Source organism: Bacillus cereus group sp. MYBK101-2 (genome assembly GCF_051918845.1).
In the GTDB taxonomy this organism is placed as follows: domain Bacteria; phylum Bacillota; class Bacilli; order Bacillales; family Bacillaceae_G; genus Bacillus_A; species Bacillus_A paranthracis.
This window is the reverse complement of the sequence record NZ_JBQAIE010000002.1, coordinates 16,718-33,492: the sequence shown is the minus strand read 5'-3', so window position 1 is coordinate 33,492 and position 16,775 is coordinate 16,718. Positions and strand designations below refer to the sequence as shown.

Below are 16,775 nucleotides of genomic sequence, written 5' to 3'. Positions count from 1 at the left end.
TACCTAGTAATTTGATTTTGGTTATACTTTGAATTTTTAAAGGTTACTATTATTTTCTGTGGCTGTTTCACAACGCTTTATTTAGTTGGTTTTCTGGATATAAATCAAATATTAGGTAATTATATAAAATATGGTAGCAAAAAGGAAAAACGAGATGGATAGTTAAAACAATAATGGGATAAGAGGGTTGAAAATGGATCAAAATAAAGCAAGTTTTTCTACTATATTTGTTCTCTCTATGATGAGTATAGGATTAATGAACCATGTAATGGTGATACCCATGTTACTAAGCACAGCAAAGAGGGATTCTTGGATATCTGTACTAATTTCAGGAGTTTTATTTTTGGGGTGGCTTGTTTTTCTACAAGTAATTATTAAAAAAACAAATTACTCCCATTTATTTACTTGGATAAAGGACCGAGTTGGTAAAGGTGTTGCTTGGGGTCTTTCTTCGGTTGCCTATGTTTTTATCCTTTTATTAATTGGAGTTACCTTAAAGGATATGATTGTTTGGACAGTTACTTCCTATTTCCCTCAAAGTCCAGTTTTCATCTTAGCCATAGTTTTTCTAATCATTTGTTTTTTTGCTGCGACATCTAGCTTTGCTACCCTATCTATTATTTCAGGTTTTTTACTTGTTTTTGTTGTTGCTTTAGGTTTTTTTGTCATGAGCCTAAATATTCCTCATAAGGATTACGCTCAAATATTCCCTATATTAGAACATGGTTTGAATCCTGTTTTGAAAGGCGTAATCTATAGTTCAGGTTCTCTAATGGAAGTTTCACTTATACTTTTCTTACAACACAAATTAAAACCCAACATTAAGGTTCGAAGTTTACTTTTTCTCGGAATTATCTTAATAGGGTTAACCCTAGGTCCCTTGTTAGGTTCAATTGCTATTTTTGGTCCAGAAGAGGCTGCTAATCAGAGGTATCCGGCATACGAGGAATGGCGATTATTAAAAATTGGTAAATATATTGAACATGTAGATTTTTTTTCTATTTATCAATGGCTGTCAGGTGGATTTATAAGAATAAGTTTAGGTTTGTTTATAATTGGACAGCTATTTCCATTTGAGAACGATAAGAATAGACATTTATTAATAGGGTTTAGCTCATTAATTACATCGTTGATGGTGCTTCTACCTATTAGTGATATGCAATTTGTTCGCTTTTTGCAAAATATATATTTTTATTTATCTTTTCTATTTTTAATTATCTTTTCTTTAAGCATTGGGTTATTAGCCTTTTTAAAAGGGAAAGGGGGAGATAATTCTTGAAATGTAATAAACATAAAAAACAAAAGGAACTGAACTCTTATCATGCTACCTTTCAGAATACTGATGAAGTAAATGAAGAAAAAATTCGTTCAACTTATCAAAAAAGTGAGGATGTTAAAGTTGTACTCCATAAATTTACTAATGAACAACAAGAAATAAATACCATATTTATCTATTGTGAGAATTTGGTTGATAAAAAACAAATAAATCAAATCATTATTCCACAACTAAAAAAAATGACTACAAAAAATTACTATAAAATATTCAAAGAGGGCGTGGAATGGAATCAAGATGATCTGGAATGGACACCTTTAAAGGTGGAAACAGGGTTAAATTCCATCTCTTTAGAGATCTTCGATGGTAATTTAGTCATTTATTTTCCGGAATTTAGTGCTTTTTTTTCTGTTAGTGCATCCAATAAACCAAACCGTTCAACTGAACAATCCAATTACGAGGTATCTGTTCGTGGCCCAAGAGATAATTTTACAGAGGATATCTCAACAAATATTGCATTAATTCGAAAAAGACTAAGATCGCCAACGCTATCTTATCAAACTTATACGATAGGAACAAGAACTCAAACTAAGGTGGGATTATTATATCTAGAAGATGTGGTTAATACGGAGATGCTAGATACTATTCGGGAACGATTATCTAATGTTGAGATTGATGGAATTATTAGTTCAACTCAATTGCAGGAGATGGTGTCCAAACAATCACTTTCTATTTTCCCACTTTCTGCTGATACATCCAGACCTGACTTTGCAGTTGAATGTTTATTACAAGGTAGAATAATCATAGTAGTAGATGGCTCACCATTAGTCATTATTGCTCCAGTAACCATTACTTTTTTGATAAAAGCAGCAGAGGATTCACATTTTAATTATTTACCCATGTCATTAGCTCGATTTTATAGATGGGTAGGATTCCTTTTAGCTGTCTACTTACCCGGGTTCTGGATGGCATTGCTTTCATACCATCAAGATCAGATTCCCTTTCCTCTTCTTGCGACTGTAACTGTTGCAAGATCGGGTTTGCCATTTCCTGCACCATTAGAACTTATAATTGTTTTATTCCTGTTTGAAATGTTCCGTGAAGCTGGTCAAAGATTACCTTCCCCTCTTGGACAAACTCTCTCCGTCGTTGGGGGACTCATTATTGGAGACGCTGCAATTCGGTCGGGTTTTATTTCTCCTTCAGTCATCGTTATTACGGCTCTTTCTGCCATCTCAGGGTATACACTAGTGAACCAAATATTAGCAAGTTCAATATCTATTCTCAGAGGATTTGTTCTTCTTTGTTCAAGTGTTATGGGTTTATACGGTTTTATGATTGGAGGATTTATGATTGTTATTTATATGGCAAGGTTACGTTCTTTTGGAATCCCTTATTTAGCTTTAGTATTTCCAAAGTCTAGTTCAGATCTTTTCAAGGCACTGTTTCGGTTACCATGGAAAAGTTATAGAGAACGGGTAAGTTATGTCCGTACTCGTGATAATACAAAGACGGATGAAGGGGAGTGACAATCCTGAAACTACGTAAGATCTTTTTAATAAGCATACTAACTCTCTTTAGTTCGGTATTAACGGGATGTTGGAATATCAAAGAAATACAAGATATTTACTATGTTGCAGCACTTGGAATTGACTATAAAGATGAAAAATATATAGCATATGTTCAATTACTGGACTTTTCTAATGTGGCTAAACTAGAAGGCGCCAGACCTGATAAACAGCCACCGGTTTGGATTGGGAAAGGTGAAGGAATTACCATGACAGAAGCGTTAAATCAATTATACAAGGATGCACAACAAAGACTTTTTTGGGGACATGTGTCTACATTGATTTTGAGTAATACATTACTTGAGCAAGATATCAAATCCTCGATTGATTTTATAAATCGATATAGGGAAATTCGATATAATATCCTATTTTATGCTACAAATGAATCCATTGAAGATGTACTTAAAACAAAATCATTTTTCACTTTATCTGGACTCTCGACGATACTTCATGAACCAAGTGAAGGATATAAGCAAAGATCCTACATACAACCCATTCAATTTTTCCAATTTATTCGAGATAGCAATCCTGTTGGGCAAACAGCTTTCATTCCTTCAATAAAAATATCCACTGAAAATTGGAAAGAGGAAGATAAAAAAGCACCATTGTTAAGAAATGACGGTGCTGTCTTTATAAGAAATAACCATCTACAGGGATGGCTTTCTGAATCTGATTTAAACGGTCTAAGATGGATAGATGAAAAAACTGTTCGATCTCCTTTATGGATAGTTGAGGATGATCAACCGGTTGTTTCTATAGTATTAGAAAAACCAAAGGTGAGGATAACTCCAGTTATTACTAACGAACAAGTGAGATATAACATTAACGTATCCTTACAAGCCGGAATAAACGAAAAGTTAAAAGAAATTAGTGAAAACAAGTTAGTTGCTAACACTGAAAAAATAATAAGAGCTGAGATTTTTAATACTTTTGAAAAAGGAGTGGAGATAAATTCAGACGTTTATAGGTTAGGTGAAATATTATATCGGGAGAACCCTCAGAGATGGAATCAAGAGATAAAAGAAAAGCCATTTTTTTTTAAATAAGGATAGTATCGAGCATATCAACATACAAGTTAATTTAGTGAACTCAGGAAAATTGAAATACCAAGAAGGTCATTATTAGAGTGATTTAGCTAAATTTCACAAAAGTCAATTCTTTATGTATGGAATTGACTTTTTAATTATATTTCTGATAGCGTATAATATTTGCGTTTCGTCTGCAGAGTCCCATAAACACATTCTATTACTGAATATGAATTTACTTCGGGATAACAGGGACCCAGAGTTCGTGTCTTGGTTTATGCTTCGGACCGTAATAACATTCTATACAAGGTAAATTTGCAAGTTCATACTCGGAGTTAGGAACCCACTCGGTATATAAACGTTTCCATGCATCTACTATGTTCGGAAATACTGCCCATGTACTTGCGGGTATAATAAGCGTCTCCATATTTTCAGGGGATTCCCCATCGTATCTTACGCCCATGAAATAGGAAAATTCTTCATCTGTTATGGCGGCTTCTTTTCCGCAAACCCCCAGAAGGCTTTCAAGCGTGCATTTTGGATTTTTCCATGACATAGCTACTAGTTCTTGCATAAATCCATCTTTTTTCGCGGTGTTCCAAAGCGTAGGGATTGTTTTAAATGCTCTGCTTGTTTTTACTGGCTTACTTTTTCCTACAATTCTTAATTCAAAATCAAGGTTTTCAATTCTGTAATCCATCTCGGTATCTCCTTTAATAGTAATTTGAAAGGATATTCTGGGAAAGGCTTTTAACTGTACCCCTCTATTATGAGCATTGGAAGGGGTTACTCCATGCATTTTTTGAAAAGCACGTGAGAAAGTATCAGAAGAAACATAACCATATTTAACTGCCACATCGATGATCCGAATTTCACTTTTTTGAATTTCAAATGCTGCGAGTGTTAACCGTCTACGTCTAATATATTTTGAGAGCGATACATCTGAGATTGAAGAGAACATTCTTGAAAAGTGAAACTCGGAAAATTTAGCTACTTTTGCAGTTTCTTTGTAGGGGTCACCATATCAAAAAAAGAAAAATGTACGTTTGGACACAATTTGGACACATTTTAACCGGTCCCCTGTACGTTAAGGAACCGGTTTATCAATTTACTGCTTTTTTATAGGTTTTTTGTCTCGTAATGGCCTTAAATTATTAAAATTCGTTTTTTGATTTAGGTTCCACACATAATCACCTGTCAAAGTAATATGTTCCCAGCCGAGTGGAGATATATGTTGTAAATATTCTTCTGGAATATCTACCATTCGTTATCAAGACCTAATTTGTTAAAAGTCACGAAAATTAAAAGATGATACATGTTAGTCATGACTAACATGTATCATCTTTTATCTCTCATTATATTAGAATTTATAATTTATCGAGAAAGAAATTTTAACACTAGATGTACCTGTTCCGGCTCCCACAATTGCAATGGAATTTATATCATTCATCGTAATGGATCTACATTCACCTGGTGCAACTACAAATCCTCCAACAGCTGTTCCGTTTACAGTGAGAGCAGCTGTTGGTCCAACTCCAACTGTTCCGTTATTTTCCACCATAATTGTCCCATTTATTACAAAAGTAGTAGCATCATCCCAAATAGGTAAAGCGGTACCGCCAGTATCATCTAAAATAATAGTGCAACATACAGCATCATTTACACAGCATAATTGTTCAGTGCAGCAATTTCCTATTTGCGCCAACATGAACCCCTCCTAAATTTATGAACAAGATACACTATTATATGTTTGATTTTTCTATTTTGTTTGGACAATTAAATTTACGGTTTAAAAGAAGTTTTGTTAGAGATACATATTACGAAACCCTAATGATTGTTAAGGCAGCTCCAACCGATCCTCCAATCGACAGAAGTGTAGCAACTAAAAGAATACTACTAAATAATTGTAATTGGATTGTATCTCCAGCATTTAAATTAACTATAACATCATTGTTAAAAGCGGATACACTTAGAGCTGGTCTTAATATAGAAGCAGGAATAGGAGTAGTATTGTTTAATAAAATTCTTGAACCAGCACCAATACCTACTGCAGCTGTAGTATTAATTTGATAAGTAATATAATATCTCCCTGATTGAGGCACTGTAAAAGTGGTATTTGTACCATTGACTGTAAAACCATCTAAGTTTTGATTATTAGGAAGAGGAATACTCGTAGCGCTACCTAAAGCGACATTAATAACGCTACCAATTGTATTAGAGGCAAACATGGAGTTAGTGGTTACTGTTGGTCCAGTGGAACCTGTTGCTCCGGTAGGACCTGTTGCTCCGGTAGGGCCTGTTGCTCCAGTAGGGCCTGTTACTCCGGTAGGACCTGTTGCTCCAGTAGGGCCTGTTGCTCCAGTAGGGCCTGTTGCTCCGGTAGGACCTGTTGCTCCAGTAGGGCCTGTTACTCCGGTAGGACCTGTTGCTCCAGTAGGACCTGTTGCTCCGGTAGGACCTGTTACTCCGGTAGGACCTGTCGCTCCAGTAGGGCCTGTTACTCCGGTAGGACCTGTTGCTCCAGTAGGGCCTGTTACTCCGGTAGGACCTGTTGCTCCAGTAGGGCCTGTTACTCCAGTAGGGCCTGTTGCTCCGGTAGGACCTGTTGCTCCGGTAGGACCTGTTGCTCCAGTAGGACCTGTTGGTCCAGTGGAACCCGTTACTCCAGTGGGGCCTGTTTTCCCACTAATACCACAACATCCAAGTGGTCCAGTGAAATTTAGTCTATTTGCCAATTTATAAACGCTCCTTTTTAATGAATAGTCCAATTAATTTATTAATAGTGTATGTCCTTTTTTAGATTGTGGACATGGATAAAATAAAAAACATAACAATTACAATAATTTGTAATTGTTATGTTTTTAGAAATAGTATTTTTCCTTATAACAATAATTAAGTTGTATTTGTATAGTACCCGCGACAAATTTTTGTGGAGTGAGAATTTCAATATATTTCAAATCTGATATAGTAAGAGATTGACAATGTCCTTTCGGGATAAACATTTTATAAGTTTTGGTTTTAGTATATAAAAACATTTGTAATTCTGAATCTGTTCCATAGTTATAAGAACTTGTTATAGTGGTAATATTATTTAGATGTTTTTTGCTTGTTTCCCATATGTTTTGAGGTGGACAATTTTGTGATAAACAAAAAGCTAAACAAAAGCTATCTTTTATCACTCTTGATTTTGTCAAATAATCGAAAACTGGAATTTCTACAAAAGTCAAACCACAAAAGTCAGCAAGATTTACAAATAATTTACTTTTTGTATGGAATAATTTTTTCACACAGCAAAATTTATTTAACGGAAATTTTTGGTTGTGTTTATTTTCTATAATCGGAAATGGAAATAATAATTCCAGCAAGGCACAATTTTTTTTAGTATCTACTGCTTTGACTATAAAAAAAGGAGTAGTAAATTGGCCTTTCTTAGTGTTACCTGCTAAGGTTAATAATTTTCCATCATAATTAAATAAACAAAAAGGTGGCGTAGTTTGCCATTTTGCAGAATGAGGAGTTTTGTTAATTTCTACAAGTTTTTCTAATTCTAAAGCAAGCCATCTATTCATATTTAAATCATCCCTTAAAATTTCAACTGTCTTTTGACGAAAACTAAATTTCATCAAAAGACAATGATAGGTACAAAACATTGTAAAAAATATAATATTTTCGTTACAGTATATGGGGTTCAGCCGAGATACGTGTAAAAATGGGTCATAGACTGGTTTTTATTTCCATGTTATGACCCGTTTATTTTTTATACAGGTATATTCTCTTCTATTGGTTGTGGAATGTTTTGTAAATCAATCACATAATCGCCAAAACGTTTTATATGTTTCGTCATATATGGGCTTAACATCACCAGATCTTCTCGTGAGAATCGATAACCTTCTCTTTTGAGCTGCCATAAAATCATGGTAATATCAACGACATTTTGAAAAATGACTGCATTGGCAACGAGATCATTATATTTAATACGTTTTTCTTGTTCTACTGGATCATTTTCAGTAATAATCCCATCCCCACCAAAGAATAACCATTTTGAAAAACCATTATATGCTTCCACTTTATTTGTACTAGCTGTAATTTGCTCTCTTAATTTCATATCTGAGATATATCTAAGAAGAAATATCGTTCGAATGACTCTGCCTAGCTCTCGAAATGCTTGGTACAGTCGATTTTTTTTACTATTACTTCTCAGTTTTCTGAGAAGAGTTGAGGGTAGTATCTTTCCAACTTTTATAGACAAAACAACTTGAAATAAATCTTGCCAATGAGTCTCAATTAACTTCCAATCGATTACATCACTAAATAAAGGATCTATATGTTTATATTGAATATGTTTGCTTGGTCTAAAAAATTTTAAGTCCTTCCAATTCCTAATTCTAGGCATTAAATTGATTCCTAATAGATAAGAAAGTGCAAAGACAGGAGTAGACTGACCTTGTGTATCAGCATGAATCGTATCGGGTTGGATATCTGACTTGTTTTTTAGCAATCCATCAATAATATAAACAGCTTCCCAAACCCCACAGGGGATAAAATGGCTAAATAGCGCAATATAATTATCCGAAACATGATGATAAGCTATTCCTCCATAGCCCCCATATCTGATGTGGTATTCTGACAGTAAGTTTTCTTCATATAAATCGTATTTTGTTCCATCAACGGCGGCTGTTTTTCCACTCCCCCATAGCTTTGGAAGGCTAAAGAGGTTGTATTGATTTAAAATGTCTTGAATTGAGGTATCTAATTTTTGGGCACTGATATGTCTACGATTCACGAAAGAAATCATATGAGGTGTTACTATATTTCTCATATGTTTAGCGGTTTGGGCTGGCCCTAAATTACAGCCATATCCAAATGAAGTAATAATATAACGTTCAATTGGATGCTCTAATTTAGGTTCAGATCCTGAAAATGGGCCGAAATGTCTTGTACAATGAGTCCAGTGTTCAACGTTACAAAGTATATCGAGAATCGTTCGTTCCGGTAGTCGTTGTATAATTTCTTTTTCTAACATTTTACTACTCTTGGAAGACTCTTTTCGTACCAAACGTTTCAGGATTGGTTCTCCATCTTCAGTTATGATAACTTGTCCATTATTAGGATAGTTTCGATCAACAGTTTTTGCAGCGGATGTTAGCCAACTTTTTAACCGATTAACAAAATCAGTAGGTGAGGAAGGTAATTCTAGTTCATTACAATAATCTTCAACCATCGGTTGGCATTCTTCCCATGGAAGTAATTGTTGTCTATAATCAGCATATTTCTCAGAACCTTTTACACTAAGGTCTCCCGTCTTTAATTCAGAGGCTAAATAAGAAAATATACAGATTTCAAGACGTTTACGGTAAAGTAAATTCGTGCTTTTTTCAGCGCGAATTGTATGTTTCCACTGTTCACTGGCGAATGATAAATCAATATCGCTAGGTAGATGTTCAACCTTACGGTTTTCGTTCTCTAATAAAAATTTCAGAGCATTTATGAGGAAATCGTCTTGAGTTGTTGAGTCAATTTCTAATAATGTAATGAGCCGAAATAATGTTTTTCTATGATTCTTATAGAATTTTTCTAAAAGTGGTAGATAATTATTTCCGTTGTATGAGGATATTGCTGTACAGTCCTGTTTTAAAAATTCTATACCACCTTTAGCTTCAAATAGCTCAGTAATTTTGATGCCAATTTGTGTATTATCATCATGCATAGCTGTTGTTTCTAAAACTTCACTCAGTACAGAAATAAGATTTTCACTTATGGAACGATGTTGCTCCCTCAAAAGAGAAAGTTCTTCTTTTCCTTTTTTATGAATGATTCCCATCCTTTTTAGAAACATTTCTACAAGGTTATCCCTAGTTGTAATTTGTGACCGATAAATAGTTGATAACAACAGCATATATCTTTTGGGAGGAGCGAAGTCCTTTATCTCTGAAGCATCTAAAGAATTCGCTTCAGCAGCAAAGTGCTACAATTTAGAATTTGGAATGCCTTCTAATAAATCATGAATGTTTGGAAGGAAAGACGTAATAAATGAAAGTCTGTTTTGTAAATCTTTCATATGAGTAATAGAAAGGCTTTTGGGAACTTCTTTAAAATAATTATAACCAGAATGTTGAGTTTCTTTTGACGTATGAAGTAATTGATCGAGTTTATCTTTTTCTATATTAGACAAACGCGCGAGAATTGTATTACAAAGACGATTATTAACCAGCGTTCTCACTCGACGTGCAAGCCGATCTAGTGTACTGAATGCTGGTAATTCATAACGTTCCTTAATTAATTCTTCAATAGAAACATTAATAAGATCAGCGGGGTTATCCATCACTTGAGATGCTTTATATATTGCATTAGTAGCAATATGTAAAGCATCCTTCCCAAAGGGCAATACTTGCAAATGCTCACGAATTGCTTTCTGGTGTCGATATATGGACTTTGTTCGGAAGTTGGGTTCGGTTTCATTTGACATACGTAAACTTGAACGGATGTGATGAATTATCACAGATGGAATATCTTTTGGACGTGGAAAATAACCTAGTCGTTGGAAAGACTTTAGCATAACTAAAAGGCTAAAGACAGGAATAGTTCCACGTGCTACTCTATGGGCAAATTGGTTGTCCGCATATGTGACGGTATAAATCTCTTTCAGTTCTTTTCGAGTTAAGTTTTGTTTAAACCTTGGATAGGCTGTACGTTCAATTGAGGTCAATGTAATTCCTCCTACTATACTAAAATCAAAACTATATGTATTTTACTGTTGCATCTTACGGTACAAAGTCATTCTCGAGATACCAGCTTTCTCAGCGGCATCTGTACGGCTCATACCTTGATTAATAAGATATAAAGCATAATCAACCTTTTCCTCATCGGTTTTTGGTCTTCCAGGATGTTTCCCTCGTTTCCTTGCAGCCTCAATCCCTTCTTTTGTCCGTTCAGAAGTTAAATCTCGTTCAAATTGAGCAATACCAGCGAAAATAGTAAACAACATTTTTCCATGTGCTGTTGTTGTATCAAGCCATGATTCCTTTAGACTTTTCAAGTGCGCTCCTTTTTGAGAAATTTGTTCCGTAATTTCAATGAGATCTTTTGTAGAACGTGATAATCGAGTTAAATCCGTTACAACGACTGTATCTTCTGGACGAAGAAATTCCAGCATACTATTTAATTCCGGCCGGTTTCGTTTTGTACCGGTTATTTTTTCGAAGAAAATACGGTCGCATCCAAATTCTTCAAGCTGTTTCTTTTGGCGATCTAAATTTTGATCTAATGTAGAAACACGCATATAACCAAACTTCATATTTCTCATCTCCTTCACCAACTATTGTACCAAAAACAATTAAATGAGGATATTGTTACAAATAATATTGTTACATATTTTTGTTACACTCATTATGCAAGTTAATTAGACTAAAAGTTTCTTACTAATGACCGTAACAATAACGGTCGTTTTTGTTACGGTGATAGCATAAAAAATTCTACTTTATAAAAAAGTAATAAAGTTAAAAGCTCCAGTTACTCTATTCCGCAATCGGGTTAGTTCAACTAGGATAAAGTCTCAATTGGCCAAAAGAAAATCCCTTCAACCGATAATGAAGGGATTTTCTACTATTATTTATCTTCTCCGTTAAATATTAAAACACCTATGAGAATTAGGTTAGATCCAATCCAAAACGTGACACAAATTTTCTCACCCAACATTAGGGTTTAACTGAGTTAGATGTTATATACCTTGATATAGCAGTATTTATATAAATAATTAAAAATTAGACTTTATTATTATATCTAACGCTTTTTTTAGCACTACCTTATCGCTATCTGACAAGTTTTGAAGGACTGTATTATTCAACTTAATTGTTGCTGCTTCAACTTTATCTCTAATTTCGGTAGATTTTTGAGTAGCCACTACTAAAACATTTCTTCGATTTTTAGGATCTACTGAACGTTCAATTAAGTCAGCTTTTTGCATTTTATCTAAAATCCCAGAGACTGTAGGGGCTTCTAAATATACAAGTTCTCCAATTTGTTTAGGAGATAATTGACCTTCTCTCCACAAACAATTCAACACACCATATTGAGCTGGTGTCAATCCATATTCCTCTAAAAGCTTGCTAAAATATTTAAACACTTTATTTTGACTAACACTTAGTAAAAAATTTATGCACTCTTTTAATTCCATAGTATCTCCCCCATATTGACATTATCTATAATATCATGTTAGTTTTTGTATTAAAATATTTTTGTTACAAAAATATTTTAATACAAAAAAATACTGGAAGGGGAAGGTAAGCATGAATTCATTTAAAGCCATTATAGTCAAAGAAAAACATGACCAAGTAATTTATGGTTTGGAAGATGTCAGTGTTGACAATCTTTCTGATGGAGAAGTTTTAATTAAGGTGGCATATTCTTCAATCAATTATAAGGATATGCTGGCTGTTCAAAAAAATGGAGGTGTTATTCGAAATTATCCCATGATTCCTGGAATTGATTTAAGTGGAACCATCGTTCATACAACAGATAATCGTTACATAGAGGGACAGCAAGTTGTTGTGACAGGTTTTGCTATGGGCATGAGCCATACTGGAGGTTTTGCAGAATATGCTAGAGTCCCTGCAGATTGGATTGTTCCTTTGCCCAATAACTTGACCTTAAAGGAAGCAATGGTTTTTGGAACAGCAGGGTTTACTTCTGCTCTTTCCATCATGGCTCTAGAGGAGAATGGCATGGACATGAATAACAATCCAAGTATACTAGTTACTGGCTCAACTGGTGGAGTTGGTAGTATTGCGTTACAAATCTTATCTAAAATCGGATACAAAAATATTTTTGCTTTAGTACGAAAAGAGCACCAATCCGAGGTGGCAAAATCTTTAGGAGCAACCAATGTTATTTTTGCAAACGAGTTAGGAGAGCTAAAGAAACCATTAAATAAACAAAGATTTGATTATGTATTAGATACCGTTGGTGGGGACGTGGCTTCTGTATTGATTCCTCAAATTTCTTATGGTGGAAGCATGAGTATGTGTGGGAATGCCGGTGGGATCCAACTAACATCAACAGTATTGCCGTTTATACTAAGAGGAATCAACCTTTTAGGAATTGATTCTGTAAATGTACCAATCAATAAACGTGGGGATATTTGGGATAAAATAGCGAATAAATGGAATATTTCCCAAACGACTCTAATAAGTGAGATTTCTCTTGAAGAATTACCCCAAAAGATTGAATCGATCAAAAATGGCCAGCATTTGGGGAGAACAATTATTAAATATTAAAAAAACATTTAACACTTATTCATAAAGCAAACTTTATCATTTTATTTGTACTTCTTGCCAGAGGATCTGAGTATGTTAAAAGCATGGGAACCCAGCTGGGCATTAGACGGCTCTATAGGATAATTAAGGCGTGAACTATATAGAATAAATTTCTGATAGAACTGCATGTATCTGCAGTTCTTTTTATTCCTGTAAGAATGCAAAAGAACAAAGTTTGTGAAGCATTGTACTTAAACTAATGAGGCGATTATTGAAGAAAATTAATATTTTTAAATGACTGTATTGCTAAGGTATCCTTTTAAAAAATTTAACAACTTTATTTTGCCCTATCCAAAACAGGATGGGGGTATGCGTGTTGGAAGTATTAAACTTAAACAACTTATTGTAATCTTGACATTTCCTTATTGCGGGCGGTGACAGCTTCGCTGGTACTACCCCTATTAGGACTTAAGAAAAATACTTTTTATAAAATACTAAAAGAATATGAAGAGAACAAATTACAACCTAAATAAAGCATATGGGCCGAATATTCCTTAGAGTAGGAAATTCGGCTCATTTTATGTCGAAATTTACTTAGCGTATATTTTCGTTAATTATCTTAACTAGTCGTTACGTATGACTTTACAGCATTCAATGCAAAATTATCGGTTTTTTGTATGCAAATTTATGGATTAAGTCATACAATTACGCACTATTTTTAATGAATCAATATTTACTTGTTTCTTCAACTAAGTTCGTCCGAATCTTTTTCTACAAAATCACTAAAGTCATCTCCCCAATCACAGATGGCTGTTACAACATTCTCTAGTTGATGACCAATTTCACTAAGTTCATACTCAACCTTAGGAGGCACTACGGGGTATACACATCGAGTAATTATTTTATCGTCTTCTAATTCTCTCAACTGTCTAATCAACATACGTTGATTAACTTCAGGCAGCTTTTTTTGTATTTCACTTAATCTTAATGGGGAACGTTGTAACAAACACCATATAATTGCTATTTTCCAACGACCGCCAATCACAGATAAAGCCAAATCTTTTCCAGTAAAAAATTCCTTGTCCTTATAATGAATAACCATAAATTTCCAGTCCTTTCTCTTTAAAAATGTTTATAGTGACAAATATGTCAGTATTGTAATTAAGATTATAAGGTGTAATCTTAATAGTGTAAACATTAATAAACAAAAGAAAGTAGGGATTCATTTGAAAAGTAGAGCTGCTGTTGCATTTAAGCCAGGGGAGCCACTTCAAATCGTAGAAATCGATGTAGAAGAGCCAAAAGCAAAAGAGGTATTAGTAAAAATACTATATACTTCTGTCTGTCATACAGATGCTTTTACATTATCAGGTGACGACCCAGAAGGAGTATTTCCTGCTGTATTAGGCCATGAAGGTGCTGGTGTTGTCGTTTCAGTAGGTGATGAAGTTACTTCAGTAAAACCTGGGGATCATGTTATTCCACTATATACACCTGAATGTGGAGAATGTAAATTCTGTCGTTCTGGTAAAACAAACCTATGTAGTGCTGTACGAGAAACACAAGGTAAAGGTTTAATGCCTGATGGAACAACTCGCTTCTCTTATAATGGAGAGCCCCTTTATCATTACATGGGAACTAGTACATTCAGTGAATATACAGTTGTTAATGAAATTAACTTAGCGAAAATCGATGAAAACGCTCCGTTAGATAAAGTTGCTTTATTAGGATGTGGTGTGACTACAGGTATTGGTGCTGTACACAACACTGCAAAAGTTGAAGAAGGAGCTGTGACAGCTGTATTTGGTTTAGGAGCGATTGGATTAGCAGCTATTCAAGGATTGGTTCAAGCGAAAGCAAGCCGAATTATTGCAGTTGACCTAAATCCGAAAAAATGGGAACTAGCTAAAAAAATGGGAGCGACTGATTTTGTGAATCCTGCAGATTATGAGCGCCCAATTCAAGAAGTTATAGTCGAAATGACAGATGGAGGCGTGGATTATAGTTTCGAATGTATTGGTAATGTTGAAGTAATGAAGTCCGCTCTTGAAGCATGTCATAAAGGTTGGGGCGAAAGTATTATTATCGGTGTAGCCGGTGCTGGTAAAGAGATTCATACTCGTCCATTCCAATTAGTAACGGGTCGAGTATGGCGTGGATCAGCCTTTGGTGGAGTTAAAGGAAGATCTGAGCTTCCAGAAATGGTCGAAGATTATATGAAGGGTGAAATTGATTTAGATTCATTTATTACTCATCATTTAGAATTTAAAAACATCAATGAGGCATTTGACTTACTACACAAAGGTGAATCCATTCGTACGATTTTAACTTATGGAGAGTGAGATAATGAGTCTTAAATGTATTGAACAACATCGTTCTTTCGAAGGAGAGCAACGTAAATATAGCCATTATTCAGAAGTCTTGCAATGTGATATGAAATTTAGTATCTATTTACCATCAAATAAAGAAAAGAAAAAAATCCCACTTATATGGTGGTTATCTGGTTTAACTTGTACAGATGATAATTTTAGTCAAAAAAGTGGATTTCAACGTTTGGCTGAAAAGCATCAAGTTGCAGTAATCATGCCAGATACTTCACCACGTGGAGAACACGTTTCAGATGTTGCAGCATGGGACCTTGGACAAGGGGCAGGTTTTTATTTAAATGCTACCCAGGCGCCTTGGGCGCAGCATTATAAAATGTATTCATATATAGTAGATGAATTAACATCCATTGCTTCGACTATAGTACCTAATTTTTCAGGTGAAGAAAGCATAATGGGACATTCAATGGGAGGACATGGGGCTTTAGCGATTGGTTTGAAAAATGCTAAGAGATTCAAAGCGATTTCTGCTTTTTCTCCAATCTTAACCCCTAGTCAAGTTCCATGGGGAATAAATGCTTTCACCTCTTATTTAGGTGAAGACAAAGATTCTTGGAAACAATGGGATGCTTCAGACTTAATTAAAGAAGATAATATTCCACCTATTCTTATTATGCAAGGTAGTCAAGACGAGTTTTATCCAAAACAATTGGAAGAGCATATTTTCTTAGAGAACGCTCAAAAAAATAGTCAAATGGTAACTTATAAAAAAATGGAGGGCTATGATCATAGCTACTTCTTTATTTCCACTTTCTTAAATGAGCATTTCTCTTTCCATATGAAGTATTTAAGATGATTTTTATTTACAACAATACCCACTTCCAATGGCATATGAAGTATTTAAGTTTACAGCAAAATATAGTAACAAAAGTATCCGCATGTAGAGATGTGGGTACTTTTGATTGTTATATTTTGTCATATTATATCGTTTGTAAAAACAAATAAATTGGGAGGAAGAGTTCATGTGGATTAAAAAAATGTTATTTAATTACCGTGTTAAACCATCCTTATTAAAATCTCGTTATGAGATCGAAAAGGAAAATCGACAAGTTGACTTATTTGAAAGTTCAACTGAAACGTCTAAACCCGTTTCAATAAGAGATACAAGATCATATATTCAGCCTAATACTAAAACATTAGAAGACATGATTAATTACTTAGCAGCTATTCGCGAAATCCCTTCTCTTTCCGTGGATAAGAATAAAATGCTTTGGCCATTAATATCCAAATGCTAAATTCAAAAAATAGTAGTTATAATTTTAGCTATTTCTATA

General features: G+C 34.4%; 13 protein-coding genes and 2 pseudogenes. 7 read left to right on the top strand and 8 right to left on the bottom strand.

Going from position 1 to position 16,775, the window contains the following annotated elements; all coding sequences use genetic code 11:
- Positions 1-193 precede the first annotated feature (193 nt).
- The 3 genes from ACTFSI_RS05405 to ACTFSI_RS05395 are packed head-to-tail and all read left to right on the top strand — an operon-like array spanning position 194 to position 3,887.
- Positions 194-1,279, top strand: a complete 1,086-nt coding sequence (locus ACTFSI_RS05405) for an endospore germination permease (protein ID WP_000372605.1) — start codon at positions 194-196, stop codon at positions 1,277-1,279.
- On the top strand, positions 1,276-2,802 hold the full coding sequence (locus tag ACTFSI_RS05400; RefSeq protein WP_061681027.1) for a spore germination protein: 1,527 nt from the start codon (positions 1,276-1,278) through the stop codon (positions 2,800-2,802). The genes ACTFSI_RS05405 and ACTFSI_RS05400 overlap by 4 nt, the downstream gene beginning before the upstream one ends.
- Positions 2,799-3,887, top strand: a complete 1,089-nt coding sequence (locus ACTFSI_RS05395) for a Ger(x)C family spore germination protein (protein ID WP_440045259.1) — start codon at positions 2,799-2,801, stop codon at positions 3,885-3,887. The genes ACTFSI_RS05400 and ACTFSI_RS05395 overlap by 4 nt, the downstream gene beginning before the upstream one ends.
- Positions 3,888-4,101: 214 nt before the next feature.
- Here the strand turns inward: ACTFSI_RS05395 and ACTFSI_RS05390 are convergent.
- From ACTFSI_RS05390 to ACTFSI_RS05360, 7 genes and pseudogenes are all read right to left on the bottom strand, one after another.
- A pseudogene (locus ACTFSI_RS05390) lies at positions 4,102-4,878 on the bottom strand (AraC family transcriptional regulator); the annotation flags it as partial.
- Positions 4,879-5,226: 348 nt separating this feature from the next.
- Positions 5,227-5,571: a DUF3992 domain-containing protein gene (locus ACTFSI_RS05385; protein ID WP_017562367.1), complete on the bottom strand. Its 345-nt coding sequence runs from the start codon at positions 5,569-5,571 to the stop codon at positions 5,227-5,229.
- A gap of 112 nt (positions 5,572-5,683) precedes the next feature.
- Positions 5,684-6,601 (bottom strand): BclA C-terminal domain-containing protein, encoded by a 918-nt coding sequence (locus ACTFSI_RS05380; protein ID WP_438881741.1) that lies wholly within the window; start codon positions 6,599-6,601, stop codon positions 5,684-5,686.
- A 126-nt stretch (positions 6,602-6,727) separates the two neighbouring features.
- Positions 6,728-7,435, bottom strand: coding sequence for a CotZ-related putative spore coat protein (locus tag ACTFSI_RS05375; RefSeq protein WP_001082942.1), 708 nt, complete (start codon positions 7,433-7,435; stop codon positions 6,728-6,730).
- Between the two features lie 188 nt (positions 7,436-7,623).
- Positions 7,624-10,572, bottom strand: a pseudogene (locus tag ACTFSI_RS05370) (Tn3 family transposase).
- A gap of 42 nt (positions 10,573-10,614) precedes the next feature.
- Positions 10,615-11,160, bottom strand: a complete 546-nt coding sequence (locus ACTFSI_RS05365) for a recombinase family protein (protein ID WP_000668450.1) — start codon at positions 11,158-11,160, stop codon at positions 10,615-10,617.
- A 459-nt stretch (positions 11,161-11,619) separates the two neighbouring features.
- Positions 11,620-12,039: a MarR family winged helix-turn-helix transcriptional regulator gene (locus ACTFSI_RS05360; protein WP_047957156.1), complete on the bottom strand. Its 420-nt coding sequence runs from the start codon at positions 12,037-12,039 to the stop codon at positions 11,620-11,622.
- A gap of 112 nt (positions 12,040-12,151) precedes the next feature.
- On the opposite strand from ACTFSI_RS05360, the gene ACTFSI_RS05355 reads away from it, so the two are divergent.
- Complete coding sequence (locus tag ACTFSI_RS05355) at positions 12,152-13,138, top strand: YhdH/YhfP family quinone oxidoreductase (RefSeq protein ID WP_047957157.1); 987 nt, start codon at positions 12,152-12,154, stop codon at positions 13,136-13,138.
- Between the two features lie 724 nt (positions 13,139-13,862).
- Here ACTFSI_RS05355 and ACTFSI_RS05350 read toward each other — a convergent pair.
- Entirely contained in the window at positions 13,863-14,219 is a 357-nt protein-coding gene (locus ACTFSI_RS05350) for a winged helix-turn-helix transcriptional regulator (RefSeq protein WP_000234699.1), read from the bottom strand.
- A gap of 124 nt (positions 14,220-14,343) precedes the next feature.
- Between ACTFSI_RS05350 and ACTFSI_RS05345 the strand changes: the two genes are divergently transcribed.
- From ACTFSI_RS05345 to ACTFSI_RS05335, 3 genes are all read left to right on the top strand, one after another.
- Complete coding sequence (locus tag ACTFSI_RS05345; protein WP_047957158.1) at positions 14,344-15,459, top strand: S-(hydroxymethyl)glutathione dehydrogenase/class III alcohol dehydrogenase; 1,116 nt, start codon at positions 14,344-14,346, stop codon at positions 15,457-15,459.
- Between the two features lie 4 nt (positions 15,460-15,463).
- On the top strand, positions 15,464-16,297 hold the full coding sequence (gene fghA, locus ACTFSI_RS05340) for an S-formylglutathione hydrolase (RefSeq protein ID WP_061681024.1): 834 nt from the start codon (positions 15,464-15,466) through the stop codon (positions 16,295-16,297).
- Positions 16,298-16,463: 166 nt separating this feature from the next.
- Positions 16,464-16,736: a hypothetical protein gene (locus ACTFSI_RS05335; protein ID WP_000264855.1), complete on the top strand. Its 273-nt coding sequence runs from the start codon at positions 16,464-16,466 to the stop codon at positions 16,734-16,736.
- Positions 16,737-16,775 lie beyond the last annotated feature (39 nt).

Bases quoted from the DNA above. Each gene is read 5' to 3' on its own strand.
- ACTFSI_RS05375 (WP_001082942.1), bottom strand. From the start codon at position 7,435: ATGAATAGATGGCTTGCTTTAGAATTAGAAAAACTTGTAGAAATTAAC.
- fghA (WP_061681024.1), top strand. From the start codon at position 15,464: ATGAGTCTTAAATGTATTGAACAACATCGTTCTTTCGAAGGAGAGCAA.
- ACTFSI_RS05350 (WP_000234699.1), bottom strand. From the start codon at position 14,219: ATGGTTATTCATTATAAGGACAAGGAATTTTTTACTGGAAAAGATTTG.
- ACTFSI_RS05355 (WP_047957157.1), top strand. From the start codon at position 12,152: ATGAATTCATTTAAAGCCATTATAGTCAAAGAAAAACATGACCAAGTA.
- ACTFSI_RS05335 (WP_000264855.1), top strand. From the start codon at position 16,464: ATGTGGATTAAAAAAATGTTATTTAATTACCGTGTTAAACCATCCTTA.
- ACTFSI_RS05360 (WP_047957156.1), bottom strand. From the start codon at position 12,039: ATGGAATTAAAAGAGTGCATAAATTTTTTACTAAGTGTTAGTCAAAAT.
- ACTFSI_RS05405 (WP_000372605.1), top strand. From the start codon at position 194: ATGGATCAAAATAAAGCAAGTTTTTCTACTATATTTGTTCTCTCTATG.
- ACTFSI_RS05365 (WP_000668450.1), bottom strand. From the start codon at position 11,160: ATGAAGTTTGGTTATATGCGTGTTTCTACATTAGATCAAAATTTAGAT.